Here is a 16,271-nt window from a genome sequence, read left to right on the forward strand (position 1 = left end):
ATGCTTAAACATAAAGCGAATAATATTCTTATTCTTAAAAATAGGGCCATGGGCGATAGCATCATGGGTCTATCATCTGTACAATATCTTCGTTCACTTTATCCAAATAGTAAAATCTATTATGGGATGCCTAAATGGATTACAAAATTGTATGCCAATGTTGAAATTGAAGCGGATGCAGTTATTGATATAAGCTTAAATAGTTTGGGTGATTGGTTTAAGCTTTGGAAAAAATTGAAGTTTCTTAAAATTGATCTCGTCTATGAGATGCATCAAGCTGGTCGATCTGCAAAATTTTTCAATATCTATTCAACTCTTACAGGTATTCCTTACTATTATCATAATCATCACCTTAAAGAAGGAACGAAAGTCTTTGATCAAGGAGTGATAAAATCTCTTATTCAAAGAGATCTCGATGGACTTTACTCTCTGCTGACCGATCAAAGTGCATATCCTAATTTTTTAGATTATCAACCAACGATGAATCCAAAAAATCATATGGATCTAGAGGATGGCTTTGTTGTTTTTGGTGTCGTGGCAACGAGAGAAACGAAGATGTGGCCACTTGATCACTATATTGGTTTGGCGCGTTTGTTAAAAAAGAAAATTAAAATTCCTCTCTCTACTTCTGATGTTGATAGGAAGATCAAAGAAGAGATTTTAAAACTTAATCCTAGCGATAATGTAGAGATTGTTCATATTCCTTTGGAAAATTTACCACTCTTTATGTCTAAAGCATCTTTATATATTGGAAATGATACAGGGCTCAAGCATTTGGCCATTGCAACAGGTATAAAGAGTTATACATTTTTTGGGCCGGAGCCGCCAAATGAATGGCATCCATATGATGTTAATAACCACCCTTATTTTTATAGAGAAGGATTAGAGTGTCGAACGAGAGAGGCACACTATTGTGGGCTTAGTACTTGTGAAAGTATGATTTGCTTGAATCAATTTTACCCTTCTCAAGTTTATGAAGTTATAAAAAGAGACCTAAATGAATAATCAGCCTTTAATATCAGGAATTACTTTTATTAAGAATGGATTAACTCTTGGTTATCCAATTAAAGAAAGTATTGAATCGATTGAAGATCTTTGCGATGAGATCATTATTAATGTTGGTTTTGATGATCCCGATTGTCAGAGCGATGATGGAACATGGGACTACTTAACAAAAAATTTCCAAGGCGATAAATATAAATTTTTAAAGTCTTATTGGAACCCAGAAGTCATGTCGAAGGGATTGATTCTCTCTGAGCAGACAAACATCGCATTAGATGAAGCGAAGGGAAAATACTGTCAATATATTCAAGGCGATGAATGTCTTCATGAACAAGATTTAAAAACGATTAAATCAGCGGTGGAAGATTTAGAAAAACCTGAAAACTCACATGTTGATGGTCTTGTATTTAAGTATGTTCACTTTTATGGAAATACAAATGTCGAAAAAGTTACTAAGAAAACTTATCGTCAGGAATTGAGATTAATTAGGAACTTTAAAGGCATTAGGTCTTGGTTAGATGCTCAAGGATTTCGCTATAGCGATGACACGAAAGTTAAGTGTACAAGAGTTAATGCGACTGTCTATCACTATGGATGGGCAAGAGCTGAACAAGTTATGGATAAGAAAAATAAGGCCTTCAATAAGCTCTATCATGGAAAAGATTTCAAGACGAAAGAACATAAATACTCTCGAATCTGGGGACTTCGTCCATTTAAAGGAACACACCCTAAAGTCATGAACTCTTGGATTGAAGAAAATAAAAATGAAATTGATATTCTTTCACTGCCGCTAGACTTTAAAATGTCTGATATCAGATTAATGTTGAGTGATAGCTTTGAACACCTTACAGGTATCAGAATCGGTGAGTATACAAATTTCAAAATCGTAAAGTAGGTTGGAATGAAAATTGTTTTCGTACATATGGGTGTTCTTCCAGTTAAAACGTATGGGGGAACTGAAAGAATTCTTTTTTGGCATATGAAAGAATTAGTTCGCCAAGGTCATCAGGTAGCTTTAATTGGAAATAAAAATAGTGAAGTCACAAAATATGGAATTGATTTAATTCCTCTTGAGGCAAAAGATGAGCAGCTGTGGCCTACACTTATTCCTAATGATGCAGATCTTGTTCATTTACAATGGAATTGGCAGCAGGAACTTGGAATTCCTCATGTGTGTACTGTGCACGGAAATGGAAAGCCTGGTGAAACTTTTTATAAAAACACTGTTTTTGTATCGAAAAGACATGCACAAAATCATCAATCAAAATCTTATGTCCATAATGCAATTGATTTTGAAGAATATCCTTTTGAAGCTCCTAAAAAACAAAAGTGGGATGAGTTTCTCTTTTTAGCGAAAGCTTCGTGGAGAGTGAAAAATGTGAAGCATGCTGTAAAAGCATGTAAAAAAGCTAAGAAGATTCTTCACATTGCTGGGGGAAAAGTTCTTTCTTTTTCTAAATACATTAAAAATGAAGGCTTTGTTGGTGGACAAAAAAAGTTGGATCTTATTCGCCAATCAGATGCTCTCGTTTTTCCTATTCGATGGGAAGAGCCCTTTGGAATCGCTGTCATTGAGGCCATGAGCCAAGGAAGACCTGTTGTTGTTTCGCCTTATGGGAGTATGAAAGAGCTTGTGACTCCTGAGGTAGGATTTATTTGTAATAACTATCTAGAGCTTGAGCAAGTTATCATTCAAAATGAGAATAATTTTGATCCTTTAATAATTCGAGAATATGCTGAAGAGCACTTTTCTATCAATCTCTATACTCAGCGATACGTTGAGTTATACAAGAAAGTTGTTGCGGGGCGTAGTCTGAACGATCAAAACCCTCACTTTCCTGGACCAAAGAGGGCAGAGGATTTACTGCCATTTTAAAGAAAATGATCTAGATCATGTTTTTCTCGGTCATAAAGTATAGTTCTTTAATATTAAATTCGATATAAACTCATCATGAGTATTATATCGTTTAATGAAATTTCAGAGTCTAGCCAGATTGGAGAAAAGGGAAAGAACCTAGGTTTAATGACAAACTGGGGTGTCCCTGTTCCAAATGGAATTGTATTAACAGATCTTCCGACAAGTTCTGAGTGGGAAGAATTATTGAATTGGTGGAGCGAGCAAAACTATGGCCCTCTTGCCATTCGTTCAAGTGCTTGCGGCGAAGACTCGAAAGAGCATAGCTTTGCCGGCCAAAATGAGACCTTTCTCAACGTAAAGACAGACTCTGAATTAAAATCATCAATTGAAAAGTGCTTCGCCTCTGTATACGGAAAATCTAGTGTTGCCTACAGAGAACACTTCATTGGAAAGAATAGCGAAGTTAAGATGAACGTGGTTGTTCAGCTGATGGTTGAACCAGAATTTTCTGGTGTCTATTTTTCTGTTGACCCACGAGATACAAGTAAAGACTGGCTCCTTGAAATTGTTGAGGGATATGGTGAAAAGCTAGTATCGGGAGAGGTGACACCCTATAAACTTCATAAAGATTCAAAAGAAACAATTGAAAAATGGAAAAGTGAAAATACAAAATCACTTGAAGAGATTGGCCTGAAGTTAAAAAAGAAACTGGCCAGTGAAATTGATATGGAATGGGCCGTTGATAAAGAAGGCGTCCTTCACATTCTTCAAGTTCGTCCAATTACAGCATCTGCGACAAATCATGAGACGGTTTTAAAAGAAGAGCTTGCCCGTTTGAAAAAAGAAAATAGCGAAGGTGCAATGTGGGATGGAGGAAGTTTTCAAGAAGTCCCAGGTTTACCAAGTCCTTTGACTTTCTCTTTATGGCAAGAGGCCTTTGCTCCTAATCGTGGTTTTCATGAGGCCTTGAAGGAACTTGGCTACCTCGGTTTTGTTGACGAAGACTTTTCACCTCATGAGTCCGTTTTTGAAACTGTTTTTGGAAGAGCATTTATTAATTTAGAAAAGACAAATAAGATTTTCTTTGGGCCAATACCATATCGTCTTGATCCTATTCCTACACCTCATCTTATTTTTGATTACAAGAAAATAGATGCAACAACAGTTCTTAGAACACCAATTTCTCTTTATCATATGATCAAAGTTGGATTTGAAGTTTCAAGTAATCGAAAAAAATGGATCTCAACGATTGAGAAAGATCTATTGAAATTTCAAGAAAAAATGCAAAGGCCTAGTGGAGGGGATCTTTATGAGAACTGGGATATTGAGCAATTAAGAGAGAGACTTGCTAAAGAAATTAACGTTTTTACAACTTATTCATTGAAGTCGACTTTCATCTTAATCCTTCTCATTCAGGCAACGACAGAGTCTTTGAAGAAGATCTTAAACTCAGTCTACAAGGATAAAAAGAAAAGCGAATCAGTATTTAATTACTGGCTTGCTAAGGATCTTAAAACAGTTACAAGTGATATGGGTCTCTATTTTATTAAAGCACTTGAGGACTCCCAAAAAATTCCATTCTTTATGGCCCGTTATGGGCACCGTGCTCCTGGAGAACTTGAGTTATCAAATCCGCGTTGGGAAGAGTTAGGAGATAAGAGTTTTCAAAGTCGTGGAGCTTCTTCATATAGTGAGCAAAAAGAGAAGAATGACTTTTCTATTGATCAAGAAATCGAATCGATAAAATCTTATAAGCGCGTCCTGATAAAAGAAGAGTGGGAGATATTAAAGTCTCTTTTAGAACTGCGAGAGAAACTGAAATTAGAAATCCTTAGACCATATGCTCATATTCGTTATCTTGCACTTGAAATTGGAAAGAGAACTGGCCTTGGAGATCTTGTTTTCTGGTTGAGTTCAAAAGAGTTATTAGAAGCGCAATACAATAAAGAGATCCATCTTCTTAAAAAGCATGCTGAAACAAAGAAAGAGCAATTTGAAAGCTTTCAAACACTTTCTTTACCTATGATTGTCTCTCTTGAAGAGATCGAAGAAATTTTAAACTCTGATAAAGAAGAAAACTTACAAAAGGGATCATCTCTTGTTGGTGAGCCAATCTCTCCAGGTATTGCAAAAGGTATTGTTAAAGTCATTAAGAATGTATCAGAAATAGACTTAGAGTCACTTCCTGAGGATTGTATCATCGTTACTGAAGCAACAGACCCCGGTTGGACACCTGTTTTTACGAGAGCACGTGGGATTATCGTTGAAAAGGGTGGGGTTCTCTCTCACTGTGCCATTGTTGCTAGAGAGATGCATATACCAGCAGTGAGTCAAGTACATCAATGTTATAAAATTTTAAAAGACGGAGACGTCGTTTGGTTGGATGGAAATAATGGAAGAATTATTATTAAGTAATATTCAAGTATCAATTATCCCGACGGTTTTGATTCCACTCAGTCTTGTGAGTTTCGCTCTCAGTATGGTCGCATCTTTTATTGCCGGACTGTTTGGTATTAAATTAAAAACAGAGGGGGCAAAGAAGTTAGTTGAACTTGTTGTAAAACCAAAGTTTATCATCTTTGCGATTATTTCTAACTTTGTTTTTCTAGGTCTTTTTAAAGGATATGATTACGTAAAAACACTTCCTCATCCTCTTTTCTATATTCAATATTCTAATGACACTCAGATATCAAATCAGTTTTACGAGAATTCGATTACAGATAAATTTGAATTTGAGAGAAATTTAAATGTTAAAAAAACTGAGCTGAATGAGCAGTTACATGTGAAACTAGAAAGTGGGGCTTTCTACATGCCACTAGTAACAGAGAAATCTTTCTTTTTTGGAACTAAGAATGGTGACTTATTGGAAATCGATAGAAAGAGTTTTAAAGTTCTAAGAAAGTTAAAGTTAGGAACATTTATTCCAAGTGGTTTAATCATCCATAATAATCATCTCTATACAGGTGAAGGCGTTCATACAACTCACCATGCGAGAATCTATAAGATTAAGCTCAAAGATTTTACTGTTGATAATATCTTTACAACAAAAGGACATACTGAGGGGACGGCTACACTACTTTCTGACTCTTTAATATTCCCTGCTGGTGGAGATGGCGTTTATCGAATAGAGACAAAGAGTTTAGAAAAGATTTGGCATGCAAAAATTGGTCATACTGATTCTCAAGCACTTGTTGAAAGTGAAGCGGTCTATATTGGTACTGGGCTTGATAAAGTTGATCCCAAAGAGAGAGCAAAAGCATTTGCTTTAGAAAAAACAACCGGAGAGATCATCTGGAAAAGAGATCTCATTGCATCGAGTTGGTTTAAGCCTATAGCATTTGATAAAAGAGTTTGTTTTGTGACTGGTGAAATTTATTTTAAGTCTGAAATCTCTGGACTTGAGTGCTTTGAAAGAAGTAGTGGAAAACCGGTAGGGACATATCGTTCACTTTCCCCATTAACTTCTCTGCCTATTTTGTTAGGAGAGAACTTCGTCTTTGCTAAACGAAATGGAGAAGTATGCTCTATTAAAGCGAAGAACTTAGTTGAAAATTGGTGCCAAAAAACTGCTAATGATGGTCATTCTTATAGTAGTATTATGTATGACAAATTTCGTGATTTACTCGTTTATGCAACAAGGGCATCTGGGCTCTTCACTCTTGATCCAGACTCAGGAAAGTTGATACAACATTTAAGCATAGAGGGATGGAAGAGTACTTTTGCAAGACCTCTTGTATTAGAAGAGGGGATTATTACAATTGATCTAGAAGGAAATATAAGACGTTTTAATTAAAGAGTTCTTCAAAGTCTTTCATTGAAAGTTTTCCACTGAAGAGATTCTCATCGCCTTCTGGAAGTAATTCATTGAATAGTTCTTTTTTGAGCTCTTGAAGTTTTAAGACTTTTTCTTCAACAGAGTCTTTTATAATTGGACGATATACTGTTAGATGGTTCTTTTGACCAATTCTATGGGCCCTATCTATCGCCTGACTTTCTACTGCAGGGTTCCACCATGGATCCATAATGAAAACATAACTCGCTGCTGTTAAGTTAAGACCAACACCACCGGCCTTGAGTGAAATAAGGAAGATTGAAGTCTTTCCTGATTGAAATTCTTCAACTTGTTTTTGCCTTTTCTTAATCGTTTGTGATCCGTCAATTCTAGAGACTTTCCAATGTTTCTCTTGGATAGCTGTTTCCATGATATCGAGATATGTCGTAAATTGAGAAAAGATAATGGCCTGATGACCTTCTTCAGTAATTTGCTCTAATTGTTCTAAAAGAAAATCTACTTTCGTTGATTCAAGATGCTTGTAGTGAACCGATTGAGTCGTCGTGTGGTTTTGCCACAAACAGCTTTGTCTTAGCTCTAAAAGACCTTTTAGAATCTCTCCATACTTCTTTTTAGAAGGAGATAGCTGAATTTTCTTTCTAATATTATTTAGTACATTGTCGTAGAAATCTTTTTCTTCTTTATCGAAAGAGAGGAAAACATTGTTTTCTGTCTTTGGTGGAAGATCAGTTAAAACCTGGTTCTTCGTTCTTCTTAAGATAAAAGGACTAGCTGTTTTTCTAGCTAGAAGACGAGACTTTTGAGTTGAAGTAGTTCGGATAAATTGAAGGTCTCCCCAAACACCTGGTATTGAAAGGTCGAGAATGTTGTAGAACTCAGCGAGATCATTTTCAACGGGAGTACCAGTTAAGCAAACTCTAAAATCAGCCTTTAACTTTCTTGCAGCATAAGCTCCAAGAGATCGGATATTCTTCAAATGTTGAACTTCATCGAGAATGAGGACATCAAAGTTCTTATCTGCAAAAGCATCATCAATCTCACGTTTCATGACGCCATAACTTGTTAAAATAATCTTTGTATTCTCTGGAAAAGATCTCTCTCCTCCATGATAGATATAATGATCCATATCAGAAAACTTCTTTATCTCTTGTTCCCAGTTTAAAAGAATTGAAACAGGACAAGCGATAAGTACTCTATCTATTTTATGGTAAATACTCTTTAAAAAAGTAATCGTTTGAAGAGTCTTACCAAGACCCATATCGTCAGCAAGACAAGCACCAAGTTTATTCTCGTAAAGAAAACGAAGCCAGTTATAACCTGTCTTTTGATAAGGGCGCAGGGTATCTTGCAAAGATTCAGGAAGATCATACTGTGGCATTTCTTCAAGCGTTTGAAGACGCTCACAAAGTTTGATTTCTTCTTTTGTTAAAGCTCCCTCAATTCCTAATCTCTTGAGTTCAAAAAGTTCAAAAATACGGGCCCTATTGAAAGGAAGGACGAAGCGCTTGAATCCCTGAGGAAGTTCTTCCTCTTCTGTTGATTCGTACTTCGTGTACTTTTTCATAAAGCGTAGAAGATCTTTTTGTTCCTGAGTTAGAAGAACGAGCCCTTTTGAAGTGACAGCAATATTATTATCTAAATCTGCGTTTTTTATAATTTCATAATCTTGATCTTCAATATTAAGCTCGAGATCAAACCATTTTGTAGAAGAGCTTTTTCTTTCAAAGCGAATACGTGAAGACCAATTAGCAATCTCATTTCTGTTATAAAAGATTGAGAGCCCGTAAATAGCGAGGGCCTTATGGAAGTCATTGAGTCCTTGGAAGAGATTTGATCTTGCTACTTGGAAAACAATTTCTTTTCTATCGCTATGGTAGTCTGCGTAGCGAAAAAGAAGTTCCCCAAAACAATTGAAGAGATTTGTAACGATCTTTATTAAAAGGTCATTATCATAACGACAAACTTCTTTCGTTTTATGGTCATAAATAAGACTTTCTTTATTTTCTGTGATGTATTCAAGAGTCTCAATCCACTGATCTCTTTTAGACGTTGGTAGAAGAGATCTTTTATAAGCTTGATTTTCATCTTCAATTGATTCACAGAAACTTTGTATAAAGTTATAGGCATCTTTTTTCTTCTTAAAACTTGAAAGAGCGCCACCTGCAAAGGTAAATGAAGTCAAAAAGCTCGGCGGATAAACAAGATTGTCATCTTGATCGTGAAAAATTAATTTAAATTCGATCAGACCCTTCCTGTCTCCTGGAGAGAGACTAACTCGACATATTGGATCGATTGATTTGATCTCTTCTAGTGGAGAGCCATCGATATAGATGCGACATTCATTTTCTTTATCGTAGCTATGGATATACTTGAGAATGTCATTAACAGTTAGGGCAGAGTAAGAGAATCGAAATTTTTGAACTAAACTTTTTAAGTTACTACTAAGTGTTAAGGCCGTCCCTTTTTTCCAATTAAACAGATAGAGGTTTTCAAAAATTGAAACTTGCCTATAAAGATCACCTTCTGGTGATTCGTAAGAAAATTTTAAAATTGGAGAATCTACGATATCAACATCTACACCGTTTAATTTGGTTTTAGTAAGAAGATTAATATTCAATTTACCTTGAAACTTCTCAGGAATTGGGAAATTTACAACTTTCTTGTCTTGTAAAAGATATTGGAAAGCAGAGTAACTGAGGCCGCCACTAGCTCCTTCGAGTTGGTGTGGTCCTGAGAGAATTGTTCCATATTCTGCAACGGTAACACCGACTGCAGAGGAAAGGGCAATTGGTGGAAGAGGTGAATCCTCGTCCTGTATCTTACTTTCGTAGTTAGTTTGAATGAGATATGCAAGATAAAGAGCACATGTGTGATGACAATGTTTTTTGTCAGTCCAGTCAAAACAATCACAATTAGATGAGAGAGGTCCTTCGTCAGTACCTTCAAGACGCTTCTTATAAACAACTTTACATTCGTGAGAACGATCTTCTCTAACAATTCCAGAAACGATGTAATAGGTTTCTGGACTTCCCTTAGAAAAAGAAATGGAAACTTTAGACATACGAATGAGTCGCAATGCTTTTTGCATGGCGATCTTAGAGAAGAATCTCTCAGCGCTAGAAAGTATTTCTTCAGGTAAATCTGAGTTTGCTATAACCATTCTTTATTCCACGTTAGCCCATAATTATACCTGAAAAAAAAGAAACTTGTAGGGTAGGAATTTGTCTCTTTATCCGCTATAGTAGAGGATTTTCCTCTTTTTAAGTTTCTTCGAAAATCGTCATTTTTTTTAGAGATTATCCGACATAGATAATGAGGTTTGTAAGATGAGATACTTGATCATTTTGTTCTGCTTTATTTCTTTTGGAAGTTGCGCATCTCCTTGTCAGGAGATCAAGGCACAAGTATGGCAAAAGAAGAGGGCCAATGGGAATGTGATAAAGAAGTCATTTTGGGTTGACCTACCTGAAGTCCTCTCTCTTCACTCAGGTACATTTCACAAGTTGAAAACAAATTCTAAGGCAGATACTTTAAAACTTACTTATGCTGAAGCAAAAAAGAAGCATGAGGCCAGTTTCAATATTGTTGAAGGACAAGTTGAAATCAATTTTTCTAAATGGTTGGATTCTAAAATAGAGTCACTTCCTGGGACTTTGAAATTAGAACTTTTAAATAAAAATAAAATGATTTGCTCGAAAGAGTTTTCACTTCCAAAGGGTGATTAAATGAAGCTTGTTTTATTGTTGATGACATTAATTTCTTATTCAGTCTTTTCTCAAACTCCAGACTATTCAAAAGTTGAATGGGTTTGTGAAGAGCTTGAAGCTTCCGATCCTCCATTCTATGTTTCAGATGAATATCGTCAGGGTGATAAAATTTGGGAGAATCTAAGAAATATTGATAACTCAAGAATTGCTGATACATATATTCCTCGAGGATCAATTGTTGAAGTTGACGAGCAGCTTTTTCAATATGGAGAAGGTGTTCCCGACTATCGCGTTCCTATTAGGGTCCTTTCGCTTCCAAGTGAAGAGGAGGAGCAAAAGGTTCGTGATGCAAAATGGAGAAAGAGAGATTCTATTGCTCAAATGGCAAGAGTTGGCAGAAAGAAAAGAGCTGAAGTTGATTCTATTGGATGGCTAGACCATCGCGCTTTGAAACAAGCTAAAAACTTTGTCTTTTTTGTCAAAGAAGACGCTGAAGTTCATGCTGATTCTGGTGTTCCTTACGTTGGACCAACTTATCTAGAATTTAAACTTAGAAATGGAAAGTATCTTGTTAATCGATGCTGTACTCCTGATTCTTTTGGTGGGGAAGAGAAGTGCTTTGATAAGCATTTAATGAATGTCATTGACTCAAATGGTGATGTACTAACAGAAAGGTACATTAATCATCAGGAGTGCTCTTTTCTTACAGACTCTCGACCAATCAGAAATACGGAAATTGACTCCGTAAGAAATATTCTAAATATGGTTAGAAAAGAGAGTCCCAATACTGCAATTGATGAACTTGAAATGCTCCCTCCATTACAAGCTTGGAGAGGGTCGAAATCAATAATAACAAGAAAAGAGATGACAAAAATTCCCGTTGATGAAGAAACTCAAGAGGGACCGTATGGGTCATTTCACTATAAACCAGATGATGCTGTTAGCTCAGATGCTTACTTAAAACCTACTTCTATGTGTGCATTTATGCGAGTTATGGAAAAATGGAAAACCCTTTGTGGAGAACCAGGATGTCAGATTCAATTTGGAGACCTTTATCATCACGATAACTGGGGAGCTCATAGCGGGCATGATTCTGGTGAGTGTGTTGATATTAGGCCAATGAGAAAAGATGATGACCTTGATGTCGGTTTAACTTATAAGCAGACAAGACGTTATGATAGAGAGAAAACAAGAGACTTTGTTAAGCTTATTAAGAAGTCGGGAGCAAGGATTACTATATTTAATGATAGGAGAATTCCTGGCGTTCGAAATGATGGGGGCTCTGTTCACAACGATCACCTCCATGTATGTTTTGGAGAGAATCGACCCAAAGTTCAAGAATCATGTAAAGACGGATTATAGAAATAAAAAAGCCCCGATGAATCGGGGCTTTCTTTTTATTGGTTACCTGGTTCGTTATTGTTACCTTGACCAAATTCACCATTTTGGTAGGCCTTAAGCATCTTCGCTCTCGAAGGATGACGAAGTTTTCTAAGGGCCTTAGCTTCGATCTGACGAATACGCTCTCTTGTAACAAAGAAGTCTTGCCCGACCTCTTCAAGAGTGTGATCAGATTTTTCACCGATACCAAAACGCATACGAAGAACTTTTTCTTCTCTTGGTGTAAGAGTCGAAAGAACAGATCTTGTTTGCTCTGAAAGTGTGATACTCATAACAGCATCAGCTGGTGAGATGATTTTAGTATCTTCAATGAAGTCTCCAAGAGATGAGTCTTCTTCTTCACCAATTGGTGTTTCAAGAGAAATTGGCTCTTTAGAGATCTTTTGAACTTTTTTAACCTTATCAACTGGTAATTCCATTCTCTCTGCAATTTCTTCAGGAGTTGGCTCACGCCCTAGCTCTTGAATCAGTTGTCTTTGAGTACGAACCATTTTGTTGATTGTTTCAATCATGTGAACAGGGATACGGATTGTTCTTGCTTGGTCAGCAATGGCACGAGTAATGGCCTGACGAATCCACCAAGTTGCATAAGTTGAAAATTTATAACCACGACGATACTCGAATTTATCAACGGCTTTCATTAGACCGATGTTTCCTTCTTGAATAAGGTCAAGGAATTGAAGACCACGGTTTGTGTACTTCTTAGCGATAGAAACAACAAGACGAAGGTTAGCTTCAACGAGTTGAGCTTTGGCCTGGTCAGCTTTTTCTTCACCTTTAAGAATAATCTTATAAACTTCTTCAATATCTTCGAAGCTCATTCCAGCATCAAGACTTAGGCGACGAAGCTTTCTAAGGTTGTCTTCTTGGTTTCTGATAAGTTGTTCAATCTTTGCATCTGTTGTGAAAAGGTCTTTTGCAAGACGTCTCTTGAAAGAGTCATCTTCCATAACTTTTTCATAAAGCTTTTTGTAATCTTCAATATCAGCAACTTCAAGGAACTTGAAGATACGATCTTGTTGCTCATAAAGCTCAGAGAATTGAAGGTAGTACTTCTTAACAGGTTCAACGAAGCTGTTGATGATCTTTCTGTTGAAAGTAAGATCAGCAAGAGTGTCAGAGATTGAATTCATCTTCTTTTGTTGAGAAGCATCGAACCTACTTAGAGTTCCATCTTCTTGCTCACATTCTTTAAGAAGAGTTTCAATCTTTTTACAAACATCAAAGATCTCGTCTTTTGTCTTTTTGATGTCTGCTTGAGAAGACTCATCATCAAGACCACGAACGAGCTCTTTTACAAATTCATTTGGATTGTCTGATGTTTCAATTTTCTCAACAAGTTTAACGATCTCTTTTAATGCGTGTGTTGATTTCAGTGAAGAAAGAATAATTTCTCTTTCACCTTCTTCAATTTCTTTCGCAATAACAACCTCTCCTTCACGAGTAAGGAGGGCAACAGATCCCATTCTTTTTAAATAAAGCTTAACAGGGTCAGTAGACGCTGATCTAAGCTCAGCTCTTTCTTCTTTAGAAAGAGTTTCTTCGATAATTTCAGTTCCGTCTAAACGGATTCCTTCCTCTTCTTCCTCATCAAAAGCTACATCTTGGATTTCAATTTTTGCTTCCTCGATTTGTAACATAATTTCATCGATTGCCTCTGGCTCGATGATACTCGCAGGTACAGCATCATTGATCTCTTCTGGAGTTAGATACGCTTGATCTTTCCCCTTGATGAGAAGCTTTGAGAAGTCTTTGGAATTTAAAAAGGCGCTAACAATTGACATTAAATACTCCCTAGACTTTTAGCTTAGGTTTTAGTGATTTGGTTTTATGAAGTTCTTTATCTATTTCTTTCAACTCAATCATGAGTTGATTCATTTCTTCTGCTGTTTGGCAGTGATCTTTTCTCGCTAAGACTTCTTTTCTTTTAAGTCGAAGTGAATCAATCTTTAAACGCTTTTCAATTTCTAAAAGCATTTTATCTGCCGTGTTTTCATCAAGAGGGATTTCTCTATAATTTTGTAATCCCTTTGCGATGATTGCTTTCATTTCTTGCGAGTAATTTTCTTTTTCATTGAGTGAGCGTAAAATAGAAACATATTCTCTCTCATCAATTTCATAGACAATTTCTCGTAGTCTTAGAATATACCTTTTTACCTCATCTGAGCCCACAAAATCAAGTAATTGAAGGGCTAGATCGCGTGTTGAGCACTCTGGATGTTGGACTAATTCTTGCAGTAAAATTGCTTCTACTTTAGAAAGGGCCACAGTTGAATTGGAGACAAGATCAATCTGACCATCGGCATATGCTTCAGGAGGAAGTTGCTCGTAATCCATATAAGGTTCAAAGCTCTGGTCAAGTTCAATTGGCGGAGCTTCCTCGGTCTCTGGAGCGAGCACTGGTTTTCTATTAAGGCCCTTAGAGTTCGAGAGAAAGTCTTCGTATCGCTTTACGATTTGGGAAGAGTCCGACTGAAGTCCAATTCTCTTGGCCCATATGGCAAGTCTTTCGGTTGCCTCTAGAGAGTTTCTTAGAGGGGCAACTATTTGAAAACATTCTTCTAATAAAGCAAATTGTCGATCGATAAGGGTTGGAATCTCCTTGGGAAGAAGACTTTCAAATAAAGTATCGATAAAGGGAATCGCCTCATCGATCTTCTTTTGCATCGCAACGACGCCTTCGTTTTGAAGGTACTCGTCAGGATCTTTGTGTGGTTCGAATGAGAGATACTTAGGGATGACTCCCTGAGCGAGGCATTGCTCGTTCATCCTTTTGGCAGCATTAAATCCGGCAGTATCGCTGTCGAGAGCGAGAAAGAAATTCTTCGTCACTGAGTTTAATATTTTTAGAGAATAATCACCTAGAGCAACACCCTGTACTGCAACAGTATTTTTAAAGCCTTTATTAAAGAGTGCGATTTGGTCCATATTTCCCTCGACAAGGATGACAGCATCCTTTTCTCTAATATGTGACTTTGCAAGGTGAAGGCCATAGAGAATATTTCTCTTATTGAAGACAAAGGACTCCTTTGAATTCATGTATTTAGCTTTTTGATAATCGAAGACAGCTCGAGAAGTATAGCCAATAACAGAGCCGAATTGGTCCCATATTGGGAAGGTAATGCGGTCTCTAAAGGTGTCGTAATAGGCGTTGGGGTCATTTCGATCTTGCTTAATAAGCCCAATTTCGAAGGCAATTTCAAGGGCAAACTGACGATCCTTCTCGGTAGGGATGCTTTTTAGGTACTCGTAGAGTGAGTTATTCTTTGGTGCGTAGCCGAGACCATAGGTATCAGCGATCTCTTTTGAAAGAGATCTCTTTTCGAGAAACTCCTCGTACTTTTCAAATTTCCCAGTTCGAGCGAGCTTTTTATAAAGTTCAGCACTCTTTTGTAGTACTTTTTCGGCCATTAAGAGCTTAGGAGATTTCTTCTTTCTCTCAATGTAGTCCTCGAAATTAATTCCGTGCCCATTTGCAATTTCTTTGAGCGCTTCTACAAATTCGAGCTTTTTATATTTCATAACGAAGTCAATTGCATTTCCACCTTCACCGCAGGCGAAGCATTTGAAAATCTTCTTATCGTTATTGATATGCATTGAAGGGTTTTTGTCCCCGTGAAAAGGGCACAACGAAACATTGGCCGTGCCTTTGCGGCTAACGTGCATATATGACGAAACAACATCGACAATGGGAATCTCGTCGAGAATCCTTTGTTTTAAATCATTTAAAGACATGGGCCTACTTTAATATGTCTAAATGCCTACTTCTTAGATTCTAAGACATAGGCCTTAATTTTAATACCTTGTTCAATGAAGATCTTTTCAAACTTTGTCTTAAAGCTTGCTAGAAAGTGATCAGGGTGCTCATTTCTTAGGTCGCGAGTTGAAAGAGTAACATTGAAAAGCTCTTGCTCCTTCATTACTTCTTCCATCCACTCTGCGTATCCATCGTGATCTGTTTTAACAAATATCTTACCACCAGGACGAAGAGATTTATAGGCCTCTTCAAGAAATGGAAGTTGAAAAAGTCTTTTTTTGTTATGTCTTTTCTTTGGCCAAGGATCTGGAAAGAAATAGAAAATACGATCGAGTTCGTTTTCTTCAAACATGAAATTTACTCTTTCACCCTTAGCTCTTAAGTAGCGAAAGTTTTTATTTGGATGGCGGCTAAGCTTCTTGGCAAGAGCATAAGATCTCTTGAAGCGATAGTCGAGACCAACGTAATTGAATTCAGGATAATTTTCACAAAATTCCATCATGAAATGGCCATAACCACTTCCAATCTCAAGGCAAAGAGGAGCTTCTCTTTTAAAAATTGCTTCATTCCATTTCCCACGATTCTCTTCCGCTTCGTGATCGCGAAGGACAAATTCTCCAAACTCTTCTAGTTTGTCGTGGTATGGGTTATCGTGTGAATACTGAAAACTTTCGGTAAAAGCCTTATCAACCATGTTCGTCACCAAAATAAGATAATAAATTCAATTGTTTTAGCGGGTTTTTCTAACAAAAT

Annotated in this window: 11 protein-coding genes and 1 pseudogene; 7 read left to right on the forward strand and 5 right to left on the reverse strand. The window is 36.8% G+C overall.

Annotated features, from left to right (window positions below; genetic code table 11):
• The 5 genes from HBN50_RS05610 (at nt 1) to HBN50_RS05630 (ending at nt 6,653) form a co-directional block, all read left to right on the forward strand.
• Nucleotides 1–1,005: a glycosyltransferase family 9 protein gene (locus HBN50_RS05610; RefSeq protein ID WP_273868554.1), complete on the forward strand. Its 1,005-nt coding sequence runs from the start codon at nt 1–3 to the stop codon at nt 1,003–1,005.
• Nucleotides 998–1,897, forward strand: coding sequence for a hypothetical protein (locus tag HBN50_RS05615; RefSeq protein ID WP_273868556.1), 900 nt, complete (start codon nt 998–1,000; stop codon nt 1,895–1,897). The genes HBN50_RS05610 and HBN50_RS05615 overlap by 8 nt, the downstream gene beginning before the upstream one ends.
• Before the next feature lie 6 nt (nt 1,898–1,903).
• Nucleotides 1,904–2,878 (forward strand): glycosyltransferase, encoded by a 975-nt coding sequence (locus HBN50_RS05620; protein WP_273868558.1) that lies wholly within the window; start codon nt 1,904–1,906, stop codon nt 2,876–2,878.
• Nucleotides 2,879–2,953: 75 nt separating this feature from the next.
• Nucleotides 2,954–5,275: a PEP/pyruvate-binding domain-containing protein gene (locus HBN50_RS05625; protein WP_273868559.1), complete on the forward strand. Its 2,322-nt coding sequence runs from the start codon at nt 2,954–2,956 to the stop codon at nt 5,273–5,275.
• Nucleotides 5,253–6,653, forward strand: a complete 1,401-nt coding sequence (locus tag HBN50_RS05630; protein WP_273868560.1) for an outer membrane protein assembly factor BamB family protein — start codon at nt 5,253–5,255, stop codon at nt 6,651–6,653. The genes HBN50_RS05625 and HBN50_RS05630 overlap by 23 nt, the downstream gene beginning before the upstream one ends.
• Here the strand turns inward: HBN50_RS05630 and HBN50_RS05635 are convergent.
• Nucleotides 6,646–9,813, reverse strand: a complete 3,168-nt coding sequence (locus HBN50_RS05635; RefSeq protein ID WP_273868561.1) for a DEAD/DEAH box helicase — start codon at nt 9,811–9,813, stop codon at nt 6,646–6,648. The genes HBN50_RS05630 and HBN50_RS05635 overlap by 8 nt on opposite strands.
• A gap of 166 nt (nt 9,814–9,979) precedes the next feature.
• Here HBN50_RS05635 and HBN50_RS05640 point away from each other — a divergent pair, with 166 nt between their 5' ends.
• Nucleotides 9,980–10,378 carry a hypothetical protein gene (locus HBN50_RS05640; protein WP_273868562.1) on the forward strand — a complete coding sequence of 133 codons (399 nt, stop codon included), beginning with the start codon at nt 9,980–9,982 and terminating at the stop codon, nt 10,376–10,378.
• Nucleotides 10,379–11,722, forward strand: coding sequence for a hypothetical protein (locus HBN50_RS05645; protein WP_273868563.1), 1,344 nt, complete (start codon nt 10,379–10,381; stop codon nt 11,720–11,722). It begins immediately after the preceding gene.
• A gap of 35 nt (nt 11,723–11,757) precedes the next feature.
• On the opposite strand, the gene rpoD is transcribed toward HBN50_RS05645, so the two are convergent.
• The 4 genes and pseudogenes from rpoD to trmB form a co-directional block, all read right to left on the reverse strand.
• A complete protein-coding gene (gene rpoD, locus HBN50_RS05650) occupies nt 11,758–13,227 on the reverse strand; it encodes an RNA polymerase sigma factor RpoD (protein WP_443135165.1) in 1,470 nt (489 codons plus the stop codon).
• Nucleotides 13,201–13,545: pseudogene (locus tag HBN50_RS17595) on the reverse strand (RNA polymerase sigma factor region1.1 domain-containing protein); the annotation flags it as partial. The pseudogene HBN50_RS17595 and the gene rpoD, both read right to left, overlap by 27 nt.
• Nucleotides 13,546–13,555: 10 nt before the next feature.
• Nucleotides 13,556–15,496: a DNA primase gene (gene dnaG, locus HBN50_RS05660; RefSeq protein WP_273868564.1), complete on the reverse strand. Its 1,941-nt coding sequence runs from the start codon at nt 15,494–15,496 to the stop codon at nt 13,556–13,558.
• Between the two features lie 26 nt (nt 15,497–15,522).
• Nucleotides 15,523–16,212 (reverse strand): tRNA (guanosine(46)-N7)-methyltransferase TrmB, encoded by a 690-nt coding sequence (gene trmB, locus HBN50_RS05665; RefSeq protein ID WP_273868565.1) that lies wholly within the window; start codon nt 16,210–16,212, stop codon nt 15,523–15,525.
• Between the last annotated feature and the right edge of the window lie 59 nt (nt 16,213–16,271).

It is taken from the genome of Halobacteriovorax sp. GB3 (genome assembly GCF_028649655.1).
In the GTDB taxonomy this organism is placed as follows: Bacteria; Bdellovibrionota; Bacteriovoracia; order Bacteriovoracales; family Bacteriovoracaceae; genus BSW11-IV.